Annotated in this window: 17 protein-coding genes; 10 read left to right on the top strand and 7 right to left on the bottom strand. The window is 65.0% G+C overall.

Features of this window, described 5'->3' with window-relative positions; all coding sequences use genetic code 11:
- Positions 1 to 2: 2 nt before the first annotated feature.
- From N2605_RS10025 to N2605_RS09980, 10 genes are all read left to right on the top strand, one after another.
- On the top strand, positions 3 to 974 hold the full coding sequence (locus N2605_RS10025; protein ID WP_225139584.1) for an ABC transporter permease: 972 nt from the start codon (positions 3 to 5) through the stop codon (positions 972 to 974).
- A 13-nt stretch (positions 975 to 987) separates the two neighbouring features.
- Positions 988 to 1,974 (top strand): ABC transporter ATP-binding protein, encoded by a 987-nt coding sequence (locus tag N2605_RS10020; protein ID WP_057027053.1) that lies wholly within the window; start codon positions 988 to 990, stop codon positions 1,972 to 1,974.
- On the top strand, positions 1,971 to 2,960 hold the full coding sequence (locus N2605_RS10015; protein ID WP_036025780.1) for an ABC transporter ATP-binding protein: 990 nt from the start codon (positions 1,971 to 1,973) through the stop codon (positions 2,958 to 2,960). The genes N2605_RS10020 and N2605_RS10015 overlap by 4 nt, the downstream gene beginning before the upstream one ends.
- A gap of 87 nt (positions 2,961 to 3,047) precedes the next feature.
- Complete coding sequence (locus tag N2605_RS10010; protein WP_260346482.1) at positions 3,048 to 4,853, top strand: gamma-glutamyltransferase family protein; 1,806 nt, start codon at positions 3,048 to 3,050, stop codon at positions 4,851 to 4,853.
- Between the two features lie 9 nt (positions 4,854 to 4,862).
- The gene (locus tag N2605_RS10005; RefSeq protein WP_057027050.1) at positions 4,863 to 5,573 is read left to right on the top strand and encodes a DUF1028 domain-containing protein; all 711 of its coding nucleotides are present in this window, start codon (positions 4,863 to 4,865) and stop codon (positions 5,571 to 5,573) included.
- Positions 5,570 to 6,559 carry an ABC transporter ATP-binding protein gene (locus N2605_RS10000; RefSeq protein ID WP_260346481.1) on the top strand — a complete coding sequence of 330 codons (990 nt, stop codon included), beginning with the start codon at positions 5,570 to 5,572 and terminating at the stop codon, positions 6,557 to 6,559. Before N2605_RS10005 ends, N2605_RS10000 begins: the two co-directional genes overlap by 4 nt.
- On the top strand, positions 6,559 to 7,665 hold the full coding sequence (locus tag N2605_RS09995; RefSeq protein WP_260346480.1) for an ABC transporter ATP-binding protein: 1,107 nt from the start codon (positions 6,559 to 6,561) through the stop codon (positions 7,663 to 7,665). The genes N2605_RS10000 and N2605_RS09995 overlap by 1 nt, the downstream gene beginning before the upstream one ends.
- Before the next feature lie 22 nt (positions 7,666 to 7,687).
- Positions 7,688 to 9,196 (top strand): ABC transporter substrate-binding protein, encoded by a 1,509-nt coding sequence (locus N2605_RS09990; RefSeq protein ID WP_260346479.1) that lies wholly within the window; start codon positions 7,688 to 7,690, stop codon positions 9,194 to 9,196.
- 10 nt (positions 9,197 to 9,206) lie between these two features.
- Positions 9,207 to 10,148 carry an ABC transporter permease gene (locus N2605_RS09985; protein ID WP_025034874.1) on the top strand — a complete coding sequence of 314 codons (942 nt, stop codon included), beginning with the start codon at positions 9,207 to 9,209 and terminating at the stop codon, positions 10,146 to 10,148.
- A gap of 2 nt (positions 10,149 to 10,150) precedes the next feature.
- Positions 10,151 to 11,035: an ABC transporter permease gene (locus N2605_RS09980; RefSeq protein WP_260346478.1), complete on the top strand. Its 885-nt coding sequence runs from the start codon at positions 10,151 to 10,153 to the stop codon at positions 11,033 to 11,035.
- A gap of 21 nt (positions 11,036 to 11,056) precedes the next feature.
- Here the strand turns inward: N2605_RS09980 and cnbZ are convergent, their stop codons facing one another.
- The 7 genes from cnbZ to N2605_RS09945 all read right to left on the bottom strand — a co-directional run bounded on the left by cnbZ (position 11,057) and on the right by N2605_RS09945 (position 21,233).
- Positions 11,057 to 11,803, bottom strand: a complete 747-nt coding sequence (gene cnbZ, locus N2605_RS09975) for a 2-amino-5-chloromuconate deaminase CnbZ (RefSeq protein WP_260346477.1) — start codon at positions 11,801 to 11,803, stop codon at positions 11,057 to 11,059.
- Between the two features lie 9 nt (positions 11,804 to 11,812).
- Positions 11,813 to 13,063: an adenylate/guanylate cyclase domain-containing protein gene (locus N2605_RS09970; protein WP_036004735.1), complete on the bottom strand. Its 1,251-nt coding sequence runs from the start codon at positions 13,061 to 13,063 to the stop codon at positions 11,813 to 11,815.
- On the bottom strand, positions 13,060 to 13,449 hold the full coding sequence (locus N2605_RS09965) for a response regulator (RefSeq protein ID WP_025034870.1): 390 nt from the start codon (positions 13,447 to 13,449) through the stop codon (positions 13,060 to 13,062). Before N2605_RS09965 ends, N2605_RS09970 begins: the two co-directional genes overlap by 4 nt.
- Positions 13,446 to 16,040: an ATP-binding protein gene (locus N2605_RS09960; RefSeq protein WP_260346476.1), complete on the bottom strand. Its 2,595-nt coding sequence runs from the start codon at positions 16,038 to 16,040 to the stop codon at positions 13,446 to 13,448. The genes N2605_RS09965 and N2605_RS09960 overlap by 4 nt, the downstream gene beginning before the upstream one ends.
- A 131-nt stretch (positions 16,041 to 16,171) precedes the next feature.
- The gene (locus N2605_RS09955) at positions 16,172 to 19,267 is read right to left on the bottom strand and encodes a MexW/MexI family multidrug efflux RND transporter permease subunit (RefSeq protein WP_036025801.1); all 3,096 of its coding nucleotides are present in this window, start codon (positions 19,265 to 19,267) and stop codon (positions 16,172 to 16,174) included.
- 69 nt (positions 19,268 to 19,336) lie between these two features.
- On the bottom strand, positions 19,337 to 20,530 hold the full coding sequence (locus N2605_RS09950; RefSeq protein ID WP_036004727.1) for an efflux RND transporter periplasmic adaptor subunit: 1,194 nt from the start codon (positions 20,528 to 20,530) through the stop codon (positions 19,337 to 19,339).
- 1 nt (position 20,531) lies between these two features.
- Positions 20,532 to 21,233 (bottom strand): TetR/AcrR family transcriptional regulator, encoded by a 702-nt coding sequence (locus N2605_RS09945; RefSeq protein ID WP_063822469.1) that lies wholly within the window; start codon positions 21,231 to 21,233, stop codon positions 20,532 to 20,534.
- Between the last annotated feature and the right edge of the window lie 101 nt (positions 21,234 to 21,334).

Below are 21,334 nucleotides of genomic sequence, written 5' to 3'. Positions count from 1 at the left end.
GCATGTCCGACGCAGTCGTTTCCAATTCCGACAAGCAAAGCGCGCAGCCGGTGCAGGTCGCCCATGGCTGGTTCAGCCGCACGCTCGACAGCGACTTGTTCTATTCGTTCCGCCGCTCCAAGCTCACCATGGTGGCTGCGGCCATCACGGTCCTGTTCTTCCTGCTTGCGATCTTTGCATCCGTGCTCGCGGTGCAGAACCCGTTCGATCCGGCACAGCTGCAATTGATGAATTCGCGGATTTCACCGCTGTGGACTGCGGACGGCCAGAGCCCGTTCCTGCTTGGCACCGACGAGCAGGGCCGCGACGTGTTCTCCGCGATTCTCTATGGCATGCGCATCTCGCTCGCCGTGGGTGTCGCCGGCGTGATCTTCGCCGGCGCGCTCGGCATCGCCCTCGGCCTGATCGCCGGCTATTTCGGCGGCGCAGTGGACGGCGTGATCATGCGGATCGCCGACGTGCAGCTGACATTCCCTGCAATCCTGATCGCGCTGCTGGTCAACGGCATCGCGAAATCAATCCTCGGCAACCGGCTGGACGCCACCAGCATGCTGGTGGTGCTGGTGATCTCGATCGGCCTGAGCTTCTGGGTTGGCTATGCCCGGACGGTGCGCAGCTCCGTGATGGTCGAGAAGAACAAGGACTACGTCGCCGCCGCACAGCTGATCGGCCTGCCGGCGCCGAAGATCATGCTGCGGCACGTGCTGCCGAACACGATGGGCCCGATTCTGGTCATCGCCACCATCAACCTTGCGCTCGCCATCATCACCGAGGCGACGCTGTCCTTCCTCGGCGTCGGCCTGCCCGACACCATGCCCTCGCTCGGCACGCTGATCCGCATCGGCAACAATTATCTGTTCGCCGGCGAATGGTGGATCGTCGCCTTCCCGGGGCTCGCGCTCGCGGCGCTGATCCTGTCGATCAATCTGCTCGGCGACTGGCTGCGCGACGCGCTCAATCCGAAGCTTCGATGAATACGCCTCGTCCATGACCGAACCCGTCCTTTCCGTGCGCGATCTTCACGTGGAGTTTGCCTCCCGCCGCGGCACGCTGCGCGCCATCGACGGCGTCTCCTTCGACATCGCCAAAGGTGAGGTGCTCGGCGTCGTCGGCGAGTCCGGAGCCGGCAAGTCCGTCACCGGCCTCGCGGTGATCGGCCTGATCGATCCGCCCGGCCGCATTGCCGGCGGCGAGATTCATCTCGCGGGCCTGCGCATCGACAATCTGCCGCCGGAGGAGATGCGCCGTATCAGGGGCAAGCGCATCGGCATGATCTTCCAGGATCCGCTGACATCGCTCAATCCGCTGTACAAGGTCGGCGACCAGATCGTGGAGACGATCCGCACCCACCTCAATCTGTCCGAGTCGGCCGCCCGCCGCCGCGCCATCGACCTCCTGGCCGAAGTCGGCATTCCCGCGCCGGAAAAGCGTATCGACGGCTATCCCCACGAGTTTTCCGGTGGCATGCGCCAGCGCGTCGTGATCGCGCTCGCGATCTGTGCCGAGCCCGAGCTGATCATCGCGGACGAGCCGACCACCGCGCTCGATGTCTCCGTGCAGGCCCAGATCATCTCGCTGATCAAGCGGCTCGGACGCGACCACGGCACCGCGGTGATGCTGGTGACGCACGACATGGGCGTGATCGCCGAAACCTCCGACCGCGTCGCGGTGATGTATGCCGGCCGCGTCGCCGAGATCGGCCCGGTGCAGGACGTCGTGAAGAATCCGCTGCACCCTTACGCCAAGGGCCTGATGGGCGCGATCCCGACGCTTGCGGGCGAGGACAAGCGCCTGGTGCAGATCCCGGGCTCGATGCCGCGCCTGTCGGCGATCCCGCGCGGCTGCTCGTTCAATCCGCGCTGCGCCTTCGCCTTCGATCGTTGCCGTGTCGATCGGCCGGAGCCGCTGCCGCGCGGCGCGCAATCGGTGGCCTGCCACCTCTATGACGACGTGCCGGCGGAGAGCGTGGCATGAGTGCTCCCTTCGTCCAGGCCACAAACCTGCGCCGCGTCTTCGACGTCTCGAAACCCTGGCTCAACCGCGTGCTTGAAGGCGGACATCTCGAATATCTCAAGGCAGTCGATCACGTTACCTTCGACATCAGGAAGGGCGAGACGTTTGCCCTGGTCGGCGAGTCCGGCTCCGGCAAGACCACGGTGGCACGCATGGTCGTCGGCCTGCTGCCGCCAAGCGCCGGCGACGTGCTGATCGACGGCGTCTCCATGACCGACCCGCGGCAGGCGCCAGCGCGGCGAAAGCTGCGCCGGCGCATCCAGATGATCTTCCAGGATCCCTATGCGAGCCTGAACCCGCGCTTCCGGGTCGATGCCATCATCTCCGAGCCGATCCGTGCCTTCGACCTGATCCAGGGCGAGCGCGACATCCAGGCTCGCGTCGGCGAGCTGCTCAGCCTCGTCGGCCTGCATCCAGACGACCGGCTGAAATATCCGCACGAATTCTCCGGCGGCCAACGCCAACGCATCGCGATCGCGCGCGCGCTCGCGTCCGACGCCGAATTCATCGTCTGCGACGAGCCGACCTCGGCGCTCGACGTCTCCGTGCAGGCGCAGATCCTGAACCTGATGCGCGACCTCCAGGACAAGTTCGGCCTGACCTACATGTTCATCAGCCACAACCTCGCCGTGGTGCGCCACATGGCGAGCCGCGTCGGCGTGATGTATCTCGGCCGTATCGTCGAGATTGCGGACGGACGCGAGCTGTTCGCCAATCCGCGCATGCCTTACACCAAGATGCTGCTGGGCGCCGTGCCTGATCTTGCCATGAGCGGCCGCCAGCGCATTCCGGTCAAGGGCGAAATTCCGAACCCGATCAATCCGCCCTCCGGCTGCGCCTTCAATCCGCGCTGTCCGCTGGCGTTCGATCTCTGCCGCAAGGAAACCCCGGAACTAATCGACGGCGTCGCCTGCCATGCGGTCAACACCGCGCCGGTCCCGGCGTGACGCGCGCGTGCCATGCAGCCTGCGCATTTGGAAGCGGCGTGGCCCTGTGATCAATTGCGCGCGCCGGAAATAAGGTGGTGAAGTCCCATGGGCAGTAATATCAATCCCGATCCGTTCACGACGAGGCCCGAGATCGAGGGCACGTTCGGGGTCGTCGCCTCGACGCACTGGATTGCGACGGCCGTGGGCATGGCCATCCTGGAAAAGGGCGGCAATGCCTTCGATGCCGGCGTTGCCACCGCCTTCACGCTCCAGGTGGTCGAGCCGCATCTGAACGGTCCCGGCGGCGACGTGCCCGTCATCGTGCATGACGTCAAGCGCGGCCGCACCGAGGTAATCTGCGGCCAGGGCCCGGCGCCGGCGCGGGCCACCATCGCGCATTACAGAAGCGAAGGCCTCGACATGGTGCCGGGCACGGGTCTGCTCGCCGCCTGCGTTCCCGGCACCTTCGAATCCTGGATGATGCTGCTGCGCGACTACGGAACGATGCGCGTGCGCGACGTGCTGGAGCCGGCGATCTTCTACGCCCGCGACGGCTATCCGCTGGTCGAGCGCGCCTGCGCCACGATCCAGACCGTCGAGCAGCTGTTCCGCAAGCACTGGCCGACGTCCGCCGCGGTCTACCTCCCGAACAGTGAAGTGCCGAAGCCAGGCACGCTGTTCACCAACAAGACACTGGCTGCGACCTACGCTCGGATCCTGAGCGAGGCGGAAAGCGGCGGCGGTGGCCGCGATGCGGAGATCGAGCGCGCGCGCAAAGCCTGGTCGCAAGGCTTCGTCGCGGAAGCCGTCGACAAGTTCTGCCGAACCCAGGAGGTGATGGACGTCAGCGGCTCGCCACATCGCGGCGTGCTCTCCGCCGACGACATGGCGCGCTGGCAGCCGACAGTCGAGGCGCCGCTCACCTACGATTACGGCCGCTACACGGTCTGCAAGGCCGGCGTATGGAGCCAGGGCCCGGTCACGCTGCAGCAGCTCGCGCTGCTGAAGGGCTTTGCGCTCGACGGCCTCGACCCGACAGGGCCGGAGTTCATCCATCTCCAGATCGAATGCGCCAAGCTCGCCTTTGCTGATCGCGAAAAATTCTACGGCGATCCCAAGTTCAACGAGATCCCGATCGAAACGCTGCTGTCGGATACCTATAACGACGAGCGCCGCAAGCTCGTCACCGACAAGGCTTCGCTCGATTTCATCCCTGGTTCTGTCGAGGGCTTCGGCGGTGTCGTCAAGCTGCGCCGCGCGGAGGGCCAGCGCGAGGCGGTCGGCGCGCTCGGCGCCGGCGAGCCGACCGTGGGCCGCTTCGGCGAGGTGCGCGGCGACACCGTGCATTTCGACATCATCGATAGGGACGGCAATATGGTGTCGTCGACGCCGTCGGGCGGCTGGCTGCAATCCTCGCCGATCATTCCCGAGCTCGGCTTTTGCCTCGGCAGCCGCGCCCAGATGTTCTGGCTGGAGGAAGGCCATCCCGCCGCGCTCGCGCCGGGCAAGCGGCCGCGCACGACGCTCTCTCCGACCATGGCGCTGCGCGACGGCGAGCCTTACCTCGCCTGGGGCTCGCCGGGCGGCGATCAGCAGGACCAGTGGATCACGCAATTCTTCCTGCGCCACGTCCATTGCAACCTCAATCTCCAGGAAGCGATCGACGCGCCGGCCTGGCATTCCGAGCATTTCCCGATCTCGTTCTGGCCTCGCACCGCGCGTCCCGGGGTGCTCGTGGTCGAGAACCGCGTGCCGAAGGCAACCATCGAGAACCTGCGCGAGCGCGGACATATCGTCGAGGTCGGCCCCGACTGGTCCGAAGGCCGCCTCACCGCGGCCTCACGCGTGGGCCCGCGCCGGCGCGCCGCCGCCAATCCGCGCGGCATGCAGGGCTACGCGGCGGGACGCTGAAGGCAGCACATGACCTGGTCGATCATCGCGCGCGATCCTGCCACCGGCCAGTTCGGAATCGCGGTCGCGACCCGCTTCTTCGCCGTCGGCGCGCGCGTGCCGTATATTGCCGCCGGCCTCGGCGCGATCGCAACACAAGCCTTCGTCAATCCCTATTACGGCATCGACGGCATCAAGTTGTTGCGCGAGGGCCTCAACGCCCACGACGTGCTCGCCACGCTGCTGGCGACCGATGGCGGCCGCGAGAGCCGCCAGGTCCATATCATGGATGCCAGCGGCGCAATCGCCGCGCATACCGGGCGCGACTGCGTTGATTGGTGCGGCCACGTCGCGGGCAGCGGCTTCTCGATCGCCGGCAATATGCTCGCCGGCCCAGACGTGCTCGACGAGACCGCGAAGACATATATCGCAAATGACAGCCTGCCCTTCCCTCGTCGACTAATCGCGGCGATGCGCGCCGGCGAAGCCGCCGGCGGCGACAAGCGCGGCAAACAATCGGCCGCGCTCGTGATCCACGGCGAGGAGGAATGGCCGGCCCTCGACATTCGCGCCGACGACCATTCCGATCCGCTCGGTGAGCTCGAACGGCTCGAGCGCGTCAGCCACGAGCTCTGGGTGCATTTCCGCGCCTCCATGCCGACGCGGCAGAACCCGGCCGGCAACACCGATCGCAGCGTCATCGACGCCAGCATCGAAGCGGCGCGCGCGAGACGATCATGAGCGCCGGCCCCCTCATCGAGATCAAGGATCTGCGTATCCGCTTTCATGGCGACGACGGCCGTATCACCCACGCGGTCGACAGCGTCGATCTCAGCGTCGCCAATGGCGCGACGCTCGGTCTCGTCGGGGAATCCGGCTGCGGCAAGAGCGTGACGTCGCTGGCGATCATGGGCCTGCTGCCGAAGCAGAGCGCGGAAATAAGTGGCGCGATCCGCTTCGACGGTTTCGACCTGCTGACCACGCCGGACCAGACCCTGCGCGATCTGCGCGGCAATCGGTTGGCGATGATCTTCCAGGAGCCGATGACCTCGCTCAATCCGAGCTTTACGATCGGCGACCAGATCATCGAGACGATCCTGCGTCACCGCGGCGGCTCGCGGAGGAGCGCGCGCGACCGCGCGATCGAGCTGCTGCGCCGCGTCCATATCCCTTCGCCTGAGCGTCGCATTGACGACTACCCACACAAGCTCTCCGGCGGCATGCGCCAGCGCGTGATGATCGCGATGGCACTCGCCTGCGACCCGCGGCTGCTGATCGCGGACGAGCCGACCACCGCGCTCGACGTCACCCTGCAGGCCCAGATCCTGGAGCTGATGCGCGAGCTGAAGGCCGCGAGCGGCGCCGCGATCATCCTGATCACCCACGATCTCGGCGTCGTCGCCGAGGTCTGCGACGAGGTCGCGGTGATGTACGCCGGCGAGATCGTCGAGCGGGCGCCGGTCGACGAGTTGTTCTCCGCGCCGCAGCATCCCTACACGGTCGGCCTGCTCGGCTCGATCCCGCGGCTCGACCACCGCGCCGAGCAGCTTGCGACGATCGAAGGCATGGTGCCGAACATGGCACAGCCGCCCGCCGGCTGCCGCTTCGCCGCGCGTTGCCCCTTCGTGCTCGACGCCTGCACCAAGGTGCCGCCGCCACTGGTCGAACTCAGCGACGGCCACCTCTCGCGCTGCATCCGCGCGCCGCTCGAATTGCTGGTGTCGTGATGGCGCTCCTCGAAGTCGAAGGCCTGGTCAAGCATTTCGTCGCTCAGCGCTCGCTGCTCGGCCGCGCGTTGGCGCACGTCAAGGCGGTCGATGGCGTGTCCTTCTCGCTGGAGGCCGGCAAGACGCTGGCCCTGGTCGGCGAATCCGGCTGCGGCAAGTCCACCGTCAGCCGCCTGGTGCTGCGGCTGATCGAGCCAGACGCTGGTATGATCCGCTTCGACGGCCGCGACCTGCTCGCGCTCGACGCCGGGACCTTGCGCGCCTTCCGCCGCGAGGCGCAAATCATCTTCCAGGACCCCTACGCCTCGCTCAATCCGCGCATGACGGTCGGCCAGATCCTGACCGAGCCGCTGGCGCTGCACGATCTGGTGCCGCCGGTGCGGCGGGCCGAGCGCGTTGCCGAACTGCTGCGGCTGGTCGGGCTGGAGCCGCGCCTCGCCCGGCGCTATCCGCATGAATTCTCCGGCGGCCAGCGCCAACGCATCGCGATCGCCCGCGCGCTCGCGGTCGAGCCGAAGCTCATCATCTGCGATGAGCCGGTCTCGGCGCTCGACGTCTCGATCCGCTCGCAGATCCTCAATCTGCTGCGCGAGCTCCAGAACCGGCTTGGCCTCGCCTACATCTTCGTCTCGCACGACCTTGCCGTGGTCAAGCACATCGCCGACCACGTCGCGGTGATGAATCTCGGCCAAATCGTCGAGACGGCGGAAGCCGACGCGCTGTTCGCCGCGCCGCGCCACCCCTACAGCCGCGCGCTGCTGTCGGCGATCCCGCTGCCGCAGCCGAAGGCGAAACGAACGACGGTGCTGCTGGAGGGCGAAATCCCGAGCGCCCTCAATCCGCCCGCCGGCTGCCGCTTTCACACCCGCTGCCCGTTCGTGATCGAGCGCTGCCGCAATGAGGCGCCTGCGCTTCTAGCTGACCGCACCGGCCATGCCACCGCCTGTCACCGCACCGCGGAGCTGCCGTCTGCCGACGCCATTCTACCCACCGCCGGCGGGTTTTCGCCGGCGCTTGCAAAGCTGGTCGCGGCCTTCAGCCAAAAGACGGAAGACAGCAGCCCCGACGGGGTTGGTATACAGTGCGCCGCGTCCGCAACGAAATAGCCGAAGCAATGGGGATTGACCGATGAAGATGTTTCGCCTGGCCGCAACAGCCGCCGCTGTGCTGGTGTCGATCGGGGCCGCGCAGGCCCAGACCACGTTGCGCATCGGCCTCGCCGAAGACCCCGATATCCTCGACCCTACGATGGCGCGCACCTATGTCGGCCGCATCGTGTTCTCCTCCTTCTGCGACAAGCTGTTCGACATCGACGAGAAGCTCAACATCGTGCCGCAGCTGGCGCTCTCGAGCGAAACCGCCGACGACGGCAAGGCGCTGGTCATCAAGCTGCGGCCCGGCGTGAAATTCCACGACGGTGAGCCGTTCGATGCCGAGGCAGCAAAATTCTCGCTGGAGCGGCATCTGACGTTCCCCGGCTCGTTCCGCAAGCCGGAGCTCGCCTCGGTCGATCACGTCGAAATCGTCGATCCCCTCACGGTCAAGCTGGTGTTGAAGTCGCCGTTCTCGCCCCTGCTCGCTCAGCTCACCGACCGCGCCGGAATGATGATGTCGCCGAAGGCGGCCAAGGAGGCCGGCGACAAGTTCGGCCTTCGCCCGGTCTGCGCCGGCCCCTACAAGTTCGTCGAGCGCGTGCAGCAGGACCGTATCGTGTTCGAGAAATTCGCCGACTACTGGAACAAGGACAACGTCTTCATCGACAAGATCGTGTTCCAGCCGATCGTCGATGCGACCGTGCGGCTCGCAAACCTGAAATCCGGCGGCCTCGACCTGATCGAGCGCGTGCTCGCCACCGATCTCAAGGAGGTGCGCGCCGACTCGCGGCTGAAGGTCGCGACCGCCATCGAGCTCGGCTATCAGGGCATCACGCTCAACATCGGCAAGGACAAGGCCAAGGGCCCGCTCAGCCAATCGGCCAAGGTGCGGCAGGCGCTCGATCTTGCCATCGACCGCGAGGCGATCAATCAGGTCGTGTTCAACGGCGAGTTTCAGGTCGGCAATCAATGGGTCAATCCTAATCATCCCTATTATCAGAAATCGCTTCCGATCCGTCCCCGCAACGTCGAGAAGGCCAAGGCGCTGCTGAAGGAGGCCGGCGTGACGCCGCCGATCAGCGTCGACTTCCTGGTGCCCAAGGGCGCGGAAACCGAAACACCGGCGCAGGTGATCCAGTCGATGGCAGCGGAAGCCGGATTCGACATGAAGATACGCCTCACCGAATTCGCAACCGGGTTGAAGCAGGCGGAGACGGGCGACTATCAGGCCTACATGCTCGCCTGGAGCGGCCGCGTCGATCCCGACGGCAACACTTTCGTGTTCCTGCACAACGGCGCACCCCAGAACTATGGTGGGTGGAACAATCCACAGGCCGACAAGGCGCTGGAGGAGGCGCGGCTCGTCACCGATCCCGCCAAGCGCAAGGCGAGCTACGAGGTCCTGGCCAAGCTGGTCCAGGAGGAAGAGCCGCTGCTTTACCTCTACCACCGCCGCATCATCATCGCGCACACGACCAAGCTCGAAGGCTACAGGCAAATGCCGGACGGCCTCGTCCGCGTTGTCGGCCTCAAGCTGAAGTGACGCTGCGAGGATGCTGAACTTCCTCGCTCGCCGCCTTGTGCAGATCGTGCCGACGCTGTTCTTCGTCTCGGTGCTGATCTTCTCGCTGCAGCAATTGCTGCCGGGTGACCCCGCGCTGGTGATGGCGGGCGAGGAGCGCGACCCGGCCGTGATCGAGCAGATCCGCCGCCAGTACCGGCTCGATCAGCCCGTCCCGGTGCAGTACGCCTACTGGATCAAGGGCGTGCTCTCGGGCGATTTCGGCGAGTCGCTGCGCAATAAGATGCCGGTGCGCGAGCTGATCGCGCAGAAGCTGCCGGTGACGCTGCAGCTCGGCTCGATGGCGATTCTGATCGCGCTGCTGATCGGCATTCCCGCCGGCATCGTCGCGGCCGTGAAGAAGGGTTCCGCGTGGGACTACGGCGCCAATCTCTTTGCGCTGTGGGGCATCTCAACGCCGAACTTCTGGCTCGGAATCATGCTGATCTTCCTGTTCTCGATCGAGCTTGGATGGTTGCCGGCTTCCGGCTACGTGCCGCTCACCGAGAACTGGCGCGCAAGCCTGGCCGTCACCATCATGCCGGCCTTCGTGCTCGGCAATGCGATCGCCGCGATCCTGATGCGGCATACGCGAAGCGCCATGCTTCAGGTGCTGGAAAGCGACTACGTGCGCACCGCGCGCGCCAAAGGGCTGTTGGAGCGCACGGTGATCCTCAAGCATGCCATGCGCAATGCGCTGACCCCCGTCATCACGCTCGGCGCGCTCGAGCTCGGTACGCTGCTCTCAGGCGCGGTCCTGACCGAGCAGATCTTCTCCATTCCCGGCTTCGGCAAGCTGATCGTGGATGCCGTATTCAACCGCGATTATGCCGTGGTTCAGGGCGTCGTCCTGGTCACGGCCACGGTCTACATCACGCTGAATCTGGTGGCCGACATCGCCTACATCCTCGTCAATCCGCGGCTTCGGGGCTGATCATGACCGACGCCGCGCTGCCGAGTCCTCTCACGCGAGCCGACGAGCTGGATAGCCCGGCCCGCCGCGCGCGTCGGCGGCTGTTCAAGCGCAAGGCAGCGGTGTTCGGGCTCGTCGTGCTCACGATATTCATCACCCTTGCCGTGCTCGCTCCGCTCATCGTGCCCTATGATCCCATCGCGACGAGCTGGAGCCTGGTGCGCAAACCGCCGACCTCGGCCCACTGGTTCGGCACCGACGAGCTCGGCCGCGACATCCTCAGCCGCGTCGTCTACGGCGCGCGCGCCTCGCTGCTCGCAGGCCTGATCTCGGTGGCGATCGCGCTCAGCATCGGCGTGCCGCTCGGTCTCCTCGCCGGCTACCGCGGCGGCTTCACCGACGCGCTGATCAGCCGCATCACCGATGCGATGCTGGCCTGCCCGTTCCTGATCCTGGCGATCGCGCTCGCCGCGTTCCTCGGCCCGAGCCTCGGCAATGCCATGATTGCGATCGGCATCTCGGCGACGCCGATCTTCATCCGCCTGACCCGCGGCCAGGTGCTCGTCGTCAAAGCCGAAGACTATGTCGAGGCCGCGCGCGCACTCGGCAATCCGCCGTGGCGGATCGCGCTCTCGCACATCCTGCCGAACATCCTCCCCTCGCTTCTGGTGCAGGCGACGCTCTCGATCGCTGCGGCCATCATCGCCGAGGCCGCCCTCTCCTTCCTCGGCCTCGGCCAGCAGCCGCCGGCGCCGTCCTGGGGCAGCATGCTCAACGCGGCACAACGCTTCCTGACCCAGGCGCCCTGGATGGCAATCTGGCCGGGCCTTGCGATCTTCCTCGTCGTGCTGTCGCTGAACCTGCTCGGCGACGGGCTGCGCGACGCACTCGACCCAAGGCAGCGCTGATTATTCCTCTTGGTGAGGAGCTCAGACCACCACCTCCCGCAGCACGCGGCGGCAATCCATCTCGAATTCCAGATCGACCACCGGCGGACGGGCGAAATGCCAGGTCAGCCCGGAGCGGAGCGCGCCGCGACGGACCAGTTCGTCCACCAGCGCATGGTGAAAGTCGTGCACGGAATAGGCCTGCACCCCGGTCGTGTCCTTCCAGCCGAAGCCGAAGGCCGCCATCCGGTTTTCCATCTGCGACGTGGTGGTGAAGCGCACCTTCTCGCGCAGCCCCTCCGGGCTGAGATCGCGGTAGCGCACCGTGCGCTCGACATAGGAGCCGCTGCCCTCGCGCGCCTCGGCGCCGCCGGCGATGACGAAGCTCGGCAAATCTGACCGCGTCGGACGCGTGAAGGAGAACGCATAGAACGACGGTTCGGACGGCGGATCGATCTCGGGGCAGACATTGCTGCGCGCCACCGGATTGGTAGTGCCGTCGAAGATGCCCCATTCGGACAGCGTCTTCACATAGTGCAGATTGAACGCGCGAAAGCCTTCTTCGCTGAAGGCCGCGGGCGAGCGCAGCTCGCAGGCGCAGAATGCCGTCAGCGGACGACCCGCCTCCTGGATGAACTTTGCGGCCAGCGCAAACCCTTCCGCGAGCGGCACCAGGCGGTCGAACCGGACCCGCTCGATCTCGTAGCCCTCATCCGCGGCAGCACCGGCGGAATATTGGAACACGGACGGGATGAAACGATAGTTGCCGGCCGAGAATTCGCGCGTCATGACGGACTCCTATTCCAGTTGCATGCGAGTGCCCTTGGCGCCGTTGAGCAGGCGCTTCAGGTGAAATCCGGCCAGCGGATCGTCGGCGTGCATGCCGACCAGCGCGGCGAAGGACGGCATGGCCGCGGCATCGCCGGCCTCCATCTTGGCAAACGCTTCGGCATATTGCGCCGTCGCTGGCGCCTCGAACCTCGCCTGCGGCAGCGGCTCGAATGCGCGCAGCGGCTCGCTGCGTCCGCGCAGCATCAGGTCGCCCACGGGACGGCCACGAAAGTTTTCGGCCCCATTCGCAACGCTGGCACTAACGCAAATGCGCGTTCCCAGGTGCTTGTTCGCCGCCTCAAGCCGGGCCGCAATATTGATGGTGTCGCCATAGGCCGTGTAGTCGAAGAAACGGTTGCCGCCGAAATTGCCGACCAGCGCCGGACCGGCATGAGCGCCGATGCGGGTAGCTCCGAAATTCACGCCTCTTGCCTTCCAGCGCGCCGAAAAGTCCTCCGCCCAGGCGTCGAGAGCATGGGCACAGGCGACCGCGCGCGTTGCATAGTCCGGCTGGTCGCCGGGGGCGTTGAACAGCACCTGGATCGCATCGCCGATGATCTTGGCGACCGTCCCCTCATGGGCGAAGACGATCTCGGTCATGCCGCCGACATATTCGTTGAGGAGCTCGCCCAGGGTCTGCGGAGGCGCGGTCTCGACCAGCGAGGTGAAGCCGGTAATATCGGTGAACAGGGTGGCGACATCGCGCCACTGCACCTCAATGCCGTCGCCATCGACGTTCGCGGCCAGCCGCCTTGCAATCTCCGGCGAGAAGAAGCGCGACAGCGAGGCATGGGCGCGCTCGGCTTCCATCTGGCGCCGCCGCACCTCGCGCAGCATCTCCACATGGCGGACGGTCTTCTCGATCGTAGCTTCGAGGTCGGCGAAGTCGATCGGCTTGGTCAGGAAGTCGAACGCACCGCGGTTCATGGCGGTGCGGATGTTGCTCATGTCGCCGTAGGCCGAGACGATGATGGTCGACTTCTTCTCCTGGGCCTCCTGGAGCTTCGCGAGTAGCGACAGGCCGTCCATTCGCGGCATGTTGATATCGGAGACCACCATGTCGACATGCGGATTCTGCTCCAGCGCTTCCAGCGCCTCTAGGCCGTCGCGCGCGAAGATCAGCGCGAGCTGCCCATCGCGGATCTGCCTGCGGAATTTCTGCAGGATCAGCGCCTCGAGATCCGGCTCGTCGTCGACGAAGAGGATGGTCGCAGTCATGCGGCTTGCTCGAGCCTCGTGTCGATCTCCTGGCGCAGCAGCGCAAAGTCGATCGGCTTGGTGAGGAGCCCGACGGCGCCCCGTTCGATCGCCTTGCGGCGCGTCTCGGCATCGCCATAGGCCGTGATCATGATGACGGGAACATCGGGATGCGCGGCACGCACCTTCGGCAGCATGTCGAGCCCGCTCATGCCGGGCATGTTGATGTCCGACAGGATCAGGATCAGCGAGGGATCACGGACTTCGGCGGCGCGCTCGAGCGCCTCGGGGGCCGAGAGGGCAAACTCCATCTGAAACCGGCCGGCGCGCAGGTCGCGCCGGAACTGCTGCCGAAACAATGCCTCGACGTCGGGCTCGTCATCGACGACCAGGATGTAAACGTTCAAGACTTTCCTCCGGAAGTGTCGCCCGCTGCCATCGTCCGCGGCAGCGTGATGATGAACTCGGTGAATACACCTTGTGTGGTGTCCACGTCGATCGTGCCGCCGTGTTGTTTCACCACGATGTCGTGGCTCATTGAAAGGCCGAGTCCCGTGCCCTCGCCGGCCGGCTTGGTGGTGAAGAAGGGATTGAACATCTTTTCCTTCACCTCGGCTGGAATCCCGGTGCCGTTGTCGCGAATCCGGATCTGGATCCTGTCGCCGAGATTCTTCGTTGCCGCGCGCAAGGTGGGCTCGAATGCATCGCCCTCGCTCTCCTTGCGCTTGGTCGCGGCATAGAAGCCGTTCGAGATCAGGTTCAGCAAGACGCGCGTGATCTCCTGCGGATAGACGTCGATCATGCCGGCAGCCGGGTCGAAATCGCGCTGGAGCGTGACGTTGAAGGCAGGCCTTTCGGCGCGCGCGCCGTGATAGGCGAGATTGAGGCTCTCCTCGACCACCGCATTGATGTCGACGGCGCGATGCTCGCCGGAACCCTGACGCGAATGCAGCAGCATGTTCCTGACGATGGAATCGGCACGCTTGCCGTGCTGCACCACCTTCTCGAGATTGGCCCTGAGCATGCCGGTCAGCTCGTCGACCTCCTCCTTCGTCTTGCCGTCGAGCGCGGCCGATTGCAGGATCTCGTTGAGCTCGTCGATCAGCTCGGTCGAGACCGCGGAGAAGTTGTTGACGAAGTTGAGCGGGTTCTTAATCTCGTGGGCGATGCCGGCGGTGAGCTGGCCGAGGGAAGCGAGCTTCTCGGTCTGAATCAGGCGGTCCTGCGCGGTGCGCAGATTGTCGAGCGATTGCGATAGCTCGGTCGTACGCTCGCGCAATTGCTTCAGCAGGCGCGTATTCTCGATCGCGATGACGGCTTGCTTGGTAAAGTTCTCCACCAGCGCGACTTGTTTGTCCGTGAAGCCGCGAATCTCTTGTCGAAAAATCGTCATCGCGCCGATCAGATCATCCTCTTTCAGCATGGGTACGGAGAGAAGGGTTCGGGCGCCGGCAACGTCGGCCATTCCGACGACAAAGGGAACACCGGCCTTGTACCCAGGACTTTCCCTCAAGTCATTGATCTGCGCGGGCTGATGCGTCGCGATGATTGCAGCCAGCGTCGTTCCTGGATGTGGGAAGATCGGAGTCCGCTTACGGAAGGCGGAGAAATCGGGCGGAATGTTGTAGTCGGTGACGATGTTGAATTTCTGGCCGTCCCACAGATTCATCGTGCCGAAATTCGCACCGCAGACGCGGGTAGCATTCTCCAACATCTTCTGAAACACCGGCTCTAACTCTCCCGGAGAGGAGCTAATGACTTCGAGCACCTCCGACGTCGCCGTTTGTTGCTCGAGCGACTCGCGCAATTCGGCGGTCCGCTTCTCGACCTTGTTCTCGAGGTCCGCATAGGATTCCTGCAGGCGCGCGCCCATGTCGTTGAACTGGTCGGCGAGCCCTTCGAGCTCGTCGCCGGTCTTGATCGAGATGCGCTGGGAGAAATCACCACCGCCCATTCGTTCCGCGCCGCTCCGCAGCGCCTGAATCGGCCCGACCATGCGGCGCGCCAGGAAGATCCCGGCCAGCACCGCGAAGATGGATGCCGCGAGCAGCACGATTGCAAGGCGCTGCAACGAAGCATAGAGCGCGGCATAGGCTTCCTCGACCGGCAGCTCGACGAACATGGTCCAGCGCAGCGGCTCGATCGGGGCCGATGCGGTCAGCACCTTCTGCCCCTGGATGTTGTGGGCCTCGGAAAGCACGTCAGGCATGGCGCCGCCGGCCTGCACGGCGCGTACCTGCGCAAGGCCGGACATGTCGGTGTTGCGCAGCACGAGACTGATGTCGGGATGCGCGATCAAGCGGCCCTCCGGGCCGACCACGTAGGCGTTGCCGTGCTCGCCGACCTTGATCTGGGACACGACGTCCCAGATCAGCTTGAGATTGACCTCGGCGATGCTGACGCCGGCATCCTTGCGTGCGCCCGCAAGCGCCAGCGTCATGTAGGGCTCGGACTCCCGGCGAAAATAGACCGGCCCGTAATAGACCTTGCGCGCGACCGCCTCGGTGAACTTCGGATCGCTCGACAGGTCGATCCCGCTGTCGAGCGCGTCCATCGCCAGCCGCGAGACCCGCAGCCGCTCCTTGCCGGTCGAATCCACCTGGGCCAGCTCGGTGATCGCAGGGACCTGGCGCAACAGGCGCAGCGCGTCAAACCGGCGCTGCTCGATCGAGCCGCCCGACCAGGGCAGCTGCGTGGTCCAGCCGAGCTGGCTCTCGATCTCCTTGACGAACCGGCCGATCTTGGCAGCGGCCGCCTCGGCCTGCTCGTGCTGGACCCGGATCAGAGCGGCCTTGTGCTCGCGATAATAGAAGTAGACCTCGAACAGGCCATTGGCGAGCAGCGCAATGGCGACGACCGCCACGAAAAGCGCGACGTATTTGGCGAAGAGCCGGGTCCGGATTCCGCGCCCCGCCGTGTCGCCGGAGGCGACCTCGCCTGGGGCCGCGCTCGGCAATGTCCCGGCTCGAGGTGTATCGGGGTGGAGGGACAGGCTCATTCCACGGAACCTAGCAAGAAGACCGGACCTTGTCTCTCGCAAGCGCGGCAAGGAGCTCGCCCGAGACCCAACGAAAAAGGGCGGCAGCGGATCACCGCTGCCGCCCTTTCGGGACTAACCTGCCAGCGGCCTCAGGTCGGCCGTAGCGCCTTTGAATCGAGGTCCAGCTCGCCGATCTGCTTGTTCCGCTCCGAATCGGCCGCCGCGCGATGGTCGGTCGCCAGCACCACATAGACTGCCGGCAGCACGAACAGCGTGAACAGCGTGCCGATCGACATGCCGGCGACGACAACGAGACCGATCGAGAAGCGGCTGGCCGCGCCCGCGCCGGTCGCGGTCAGGAGCGGGATCAGGCCGGTCACCATCGCGGCCGTGGTCATCAGGATCGGCCGCAGACGGATGCGGGCCGACATCTCGATGGCCGAGCGGCGGTCGAGCCGCTCGTTAACCTGGAGCTCGTTGGCGAACTCCACCATCAGGATGCCGTGCTTGGTGATCAGGCCGACCAGGGTGAGCAGACCGACCTGGGTGTAGATGTTTATGGTCGCCATGCCGAAGAACAGCGGGATCAGCGCACCGACGATTGCCATCGGCACCGAGATCATGATGACCAGCGGGTCGCGCAAGCTCTCGAACTGGGCCGCCAGCACCAGGAAGATGATGATCAGCGCGAAGCCGAAGGTGATGGCAAGCTGATTGCCTTCCTGCACGTATTGCCGGGAGTCAGCCAGATAGTCGTGGCTGAAGCCTTGCGGCAGCTTCTTGGCCTCGCCTTCGAGGAAGTCGACCGCAGCGCCGACGGTCACGCCGGGCATCGGCACGGCGGAGAACGTCGCCGAATTGAGCTGGTTGTAGTGCGTCAGCGAATTCGGATCGGTCTTGGTCCTGATCGAGACCACGGTCGACAACGGAAGCTGCTGCCCGGTGTTGGTCGTCACATAGTAGCCACCGAGCGATTCCGGGGACAGCCGCTTGCCGCGCGGCACCTGCGGAATCACCTGATAGGAGCGGCCCTCGAGGTTGAACCGGTTGATGTAATTGCCGCCGAGCAGCACCGCGAGCGTCGAGCCGAGGTTCTGCATGTTGACGCCGAGGTCCTGAGCCTTGGTGCGGTCGATCGTCACCTCGACGTTCGGCTGGTTGTAGGCGAGGTCGCTATCGGAGACGATGAACATGCCGCTCTTGCGTGCAGCCTCCTTCAGCTTCTCCATCTGCTCATAGACGGTCTGGAAGCTGGCCGTGGAATTGATCACCATCTGGATCGGCAGACCGCCGGGTCCGCCCGGCAATGGCGGCAGGTTGAACGCGAACGCCTGCACGCCCTCGATCTTGGAGAGCTCGGCCTGCACCAGCGGCTTCAAGGCGATCGACGAGCGTGTGCGCTCGTCCCAGGGCTTCAAGAGCATGCCGGCAATGCCGCCTTGCGGGCCGTTGATGCCGTTCAGCACGAAACGCAGATCGGTCTCGGGGAATTTCTGGAATTCCTTGTCGAGCTTCTCGCCGTAGAAATCGACATAGTCGATGTTGGCGTATTTCGGCGCCTTGGTCACCGCGAACACGATGCCCTGATCTTCCTCGGGCGCCAGCTCCTTCGAAGTGTTCATGTAGAGGAAGCCGACGAGTCCCAGGATCGTCACGGCGAACAGGCCGGTGATGGCCTTGTAGTCGAGCGAGCGGTCGAGCTTGCGGCCATACCACCGCGTCATGGCGCCGAACACCCGGTTCACCAACTTGGCGAAGCGGCCCTCTTCGGTGTTCTTCAGCAGCACCGAGCACATCATGGGCGACAGCGTCAGCGCGATCACGCCTGATACGATGACCGAGCCTGCGAGGGTAAAGGCAAATTCGCGGAACAGCGACCCGGTGAGGCCACCGAGGAACCCGATCGGCGCGTACACGGCGGCGAGCGTGATGGTCATGGAGATGACCGGCCCGACGATTTCGCGCGCGCCTTGTAGCGAGGCCTGGACCGGCGTCTTGCCCTCCTCCAGATGGCGATGGATGTTCTCCACCACGACGATGGCATCGTCGACGACGAGGCCGATCGCCAGGACCATCGCGAGCAGGGTCAGCAGGTTGAAGCTGAAGCCCAGCGCCAGCATCATCGTGCAGACGCCGATCATCGACAACGGAATGGTGACGACGGGAATGATGACGGAGCGCAGCGAGGCCAGGAACAGGAAAATGACCACGATCACGATGATGACGGCTTCGCCCAATGTATTCCGCACCTCGTCGATCGAAGATTGGATGAACTTGGTCGAGTCGTAGGCGACCTTCATCTTCATCGAGGGCGGGAGGTTGCGTTCGAGCTCGGGGAACAGCGCGCGCACACCCTTGACCAGCGTCAGCGGATTACCCTGTGGCGTCGCCTGCACGCCAATGAAGATCGCGCGCTCGCCGTTAAAGGCGACGCTGGCATCCGTGCTCTGGGCTGCAAGCTCGACGGTGGCGATGTCCTCCATCCGCACGAAGCCGCCGTCCTTGGCCTTGACGATCATCTTCTTGAACTGATCGACGTTGGTCAGGCCCGTGTTGGTCGAGACGTTCGAGACGATCAGATAGCCCTTGGTCTGGCCGGCCGCGGACTGGAAGTTGTTGGCCTGGATCGCCGCCGCAACGTCAGCCGGCGATACGTTGCGGCCCGCCATCTTCACGGGATCGAGCCACAGCCGCATCGCAAAGGTCTGGCCGCCCAAAATGTCGGCCGAGGCGACGCCGTCGACGGTCGACAGCACCGGCTGCACCACACGCGTCAGATAGTCGGAGATGGCCGAGCCGGACAGCTCGTCCGAGGAGAAGCCGAGATACATCACGGCCGTGGTCTGGCCGGTGGTCTTGGTGACGATCGGGTCGTTGGATTCCTTCGGAATCAGGTACTTCACTGAATTGGTCTTCGCCAACACCTCGGTGAGCGCCTGGTTCGGATCGAAATTCAGCTTGATGTAGACCTGGATCGTCGAGGTGCCGAGCACCGAGGACGAGGTGATGTAGTCGACGCCTTCGGCGGACGCGACCGCCTGCTCGATCGGCGTGGTGATGAAGCCCTGGATCAGGTCTGCGGACGCGCCGGGATAGACGGTCGTGATGTTGATGACCGTATTCGACAGCTTCGGATATTGCCGGATCGGCAGCACCATTGCCGCGCGCAGGCCGATCAGCAGGATCAGCAGGCTGACGACGACCGACAGGACCGGTCGTTTGATGAAAATGTCGGTAAAGGCCATCGCGGGCGATCTCGATTTCTTTTTTTCAAGACGCGTGATCCGGCCGGGCCGGATCACGCGAGGATATTGTCAGTAGCGCGGCGGCTGCGCCGGGATCTGCGGGGCCGGATCGGTCGAGATCGATACCGGCGCGCCTGATTGCAGCTTGAGCTGGCCGAGAGCGACGACCTTGTCGCCTACCTTCAGGCCCTTGACGATTTCGACGCGACCCTCGACCCGGTTGCCGGTCTGCACGAAGGTGCGCACCGCCGACAGGCTGGTCTTGCCGTCTTCTTCCTTCTTCTCGGTGATCACGAACACCGAGTCGCCGTACAGCGTGTAATCGACTGCCGTTTCAGGCACCGTGATCACGGCCGGCTTTTCCGGCAGCACCACGGTCGTGGTGACAAACATGCCGGGCTTCAGGATCTTCTCCGGATTGGCAATCGTGGCCTGCACGCGGATGTTGCGAGTATCGGTCGAGATCTGGGGCTCGATCGTGGTGATCTTGCCCTCGAAGGTGCGGCCCGGATAGGCGTCGACCTTCAACCGCACGACCTGGCCGACCTTGAGGCTGCCGGAATCCTTTTCCGTCACCGTGAAGTTGGCCCACAGCTCGGACAGATCGGTCAGCGACACGATCGCCGTGCCGGCGGTCAGATACTGGCCGACCTCGACCTTGCGCATGCCGAGATCGCCGGCGAACGGCGCGCGCACCAGCTTCTGCGAGATTAACGCCTCGGTCTTGGCGATGCCCGCCTGGGCCTGGTCATAGGCAGCCTGCGCGGTATCGACGGTCGCCTGCGGACCGAACTGGCGCGAGGCCAGCTGCTTGGCGCGTTCAAGCGACAGCTGCGCGACGGTCGCTTGCGCCTTGTAATTGGCGAGATCGCCCTGCTCGGGCGCGTCGAACAGTTGCACCAGCGGCGTGCCGGCCTCGACGCGCGTGCCCGGCTCGAACTTGATCGCGGTGACACGGCCGTTGACGTCGGCGCTGACGTCGACCTGATGCACGGCGACGAGGCTGCCGACCGCGGTGAGCAGGTTCGGCACCACCTCGGACTTCGCCTCGGCCGCGCTGACAGCGGTCGGCGGCGGCTTGTTGTTGGCGAAGAATTGCTTGATCATCTGGCCGCGGAAGTAATTGAACCAGACGAGCCCTCCGACGAGCACGGCCAGAAGCGTGCCAACGATGATGAACCAGCGCACTGGCCGGACCGGACGCTTGGGAGCCTTGTTGTCGATCGGTTGCCCCGAAATCTTGTTTTCGGCCACGATGTTCATGTCATGCACTTTCTGCAATCGCCGCCCGGTTCGCATCCGCGGCCTGATTGCGGCCCAGATGCGAAGCAATTGCGGCGTCGTTAAGTCCGATACCCCTCAGGAGAAACTCACAGAGCTGCCGCTCCAGGTCGGTCGCCCTGCCGTAAGCAAGACAGGGCGTGGCCGGCAGCCTGGTCAGCGCCGCGGTCATCACCGCATGATGCGCGAACCAGAACAGGTTGAGCGGATCGCCAGCGCAGGGCCGCGCGTCACCGCTCGCAACCGCACGCTCGAGCGAGGCGACGAAGACAGCGCCGATCAGCGTCTCGATCTTGGCATACAGCAATCGGGCGAATTCGCCGTCATCCAAATGGCTCGTGGCCATTAGCCGCAGGCGCTGGGCCTCTTCCTGATCGGGACCGTCGGCGATCTGGAGGAAGTGTTCGACCATGCCGCGGATCACCTCGACCAGCGTAGCCGTCGACGGCTCGCGCTCGAGCAGCTCCATCAGAGCGGGATCCGCCTCGCATTCGTCGCTGAGGATCTCGGCGTAGAGCGCCGCCTTGGACGGGAAATGCTTGAACAGCAGCGCTTCAGAAATGGCAGCGGCGGCCGCCACGCTCTTGGTCGTGGTGCCGTTATAGCCGTGTCGGGCAAAGCAGCGCTTTGCGGCGCCGAGGATCAATTGACGCCTCAGGTCGCTCGTCATACGCAATGAGCTCATGCTGGGTGAGTAAGCACTCACCCACGCAGGAGTCAAGCACTATGTTGCATCGCAACCTGCGTGCGACCTAGAATCAATGGAAATTGGTCGAGCCTGCACGG

Origin of the sequence: Bradyrhizobium yuanmingense (assembly GCF_025200905.1) — a bacterium.
GTDB classification, from domain to species: domain Bacteria; phylum Pseudomonadota; class Alphaproteobacteria; order Rhizobiales; family Xanthobacteraceae; genus Bradyrhizobium; species Bradyrhizobium yuanmingense.
Note: the sequence above shows the minus strand (reverse complement) of the source record. Positions and strands in the feature narration are given on the sequence as shown.

Bases quoted from the DNA above. Each gene is read 5' to 3' on its own strand.
- N2605_RS10025 (WP_225139584.1), top strand. From the start codon at position 3: ATGTCCGACGCAGTCGTTTCCAATTCCGACAAGCAAAGCGCGCAGCCG.
- N2605_RS10020 (WP_057027053.1), top strand. From the start codon at position 988: ATGACCGAACCCGTCCTTTCCGTGCGCGATCTTCACGTGGAGTTTGCC.
- N2605_RS10015 (WP_036025780.1), top strand. From the start codon at position 1,971: ATGAGTGCTCCCTTCGTCCAGGCCACAAACCTGCGCCGCGTCTTCGAC.
- N2605_RS10010 (WP_260346482.1), top strand. From the start codon at position 3,048: ATGGGCAGTAATATCAATCCCGATCCGTTCACGACGAGGCCCGAGATC.
- N2605_RS10005 (WP_057027050.1), top strand. From the start codon at position 4,863: ATGACCTGGTCGATCATCGCGCGCGATCCTGCCACCGGCCAGTTCGGA.
- N2605_RS10000 (WP_260346481.1), top strand. From the start codon at position 5,570: ATGAGCGCCGGCCCCCTCATCGAGATCAAGGATCTGCGTATCCGCTTT.
- N2605_RS09995 (WP_260346480.1), top strand. From the start codon at position 6,559: ATGGCGCTCCTCGAAGTCGAAGGCCTGGTCAAGCATTTCGTCGCTCAG.
- N2605_RS09990 (WP_260346479.1), top strand. From the start codon at position 7,688: ATGAAGATGTTTCGCCTGGCCGCAACAGCCGCCGCTGTGCTGGTGTCG.
- N2605_RS09985 (WP_025034874.1), top strand. From the start codon at position 9,207: ATGCTGAACTTCCTCGCTCGCCGCCTTGTGCAGATCGTGCCGACGCTG.
- N2605_RS09980 (WP_260346478.1), top strand. From the start codon at position 10,151: ATGACCGACGCCGCGCTGCCGAGTCCTCTCACGCGAGCCGACGAGCTG.
- cnbZ (WP_260346477.1), bottom strand. From the start codon at position 11,803: ATGACGCGCGAATTCTCGGCCGGCAACTATCGTTTCATCCCGTCCGTG.
- N2605_RS09970 (WP_036004735.1), bottom strand. From the start codon at position 13,063: ATGACTGCGACCATCCTCTTCGTCGACGACGAGCCGGATCTCGAGGCG.
- N2605_RS09960 (WP_260346476.1), bottom strand. From the start codon at position 16,040: ATGAGCCTGTCCCTCCACCCCGATACACCTCGAGCCGGGACATTGCCG.
- N2605_RS09955 (WP_036025801.1), bottom strand. From the start codon at position 19,267: ATGGCCTTTACCGACATTTTCATCAAACGACCGGTCCTGTCGGTCGTC.
- N2605_RS09950 (WP_036004727.1), bottom strand. From the start codon at position 20,530: ATGAACATCGTGGCCGAAAACAAGATTTCGGGGCAACCGATCGACAAC.
- N2605_RS09945 (WP_063822469.1), bottom strand. From the start codon at position 21,233: ATGAGCTCATTGCGTATGACGAGCGACCTGAGGCGTCAATTGATCCTC.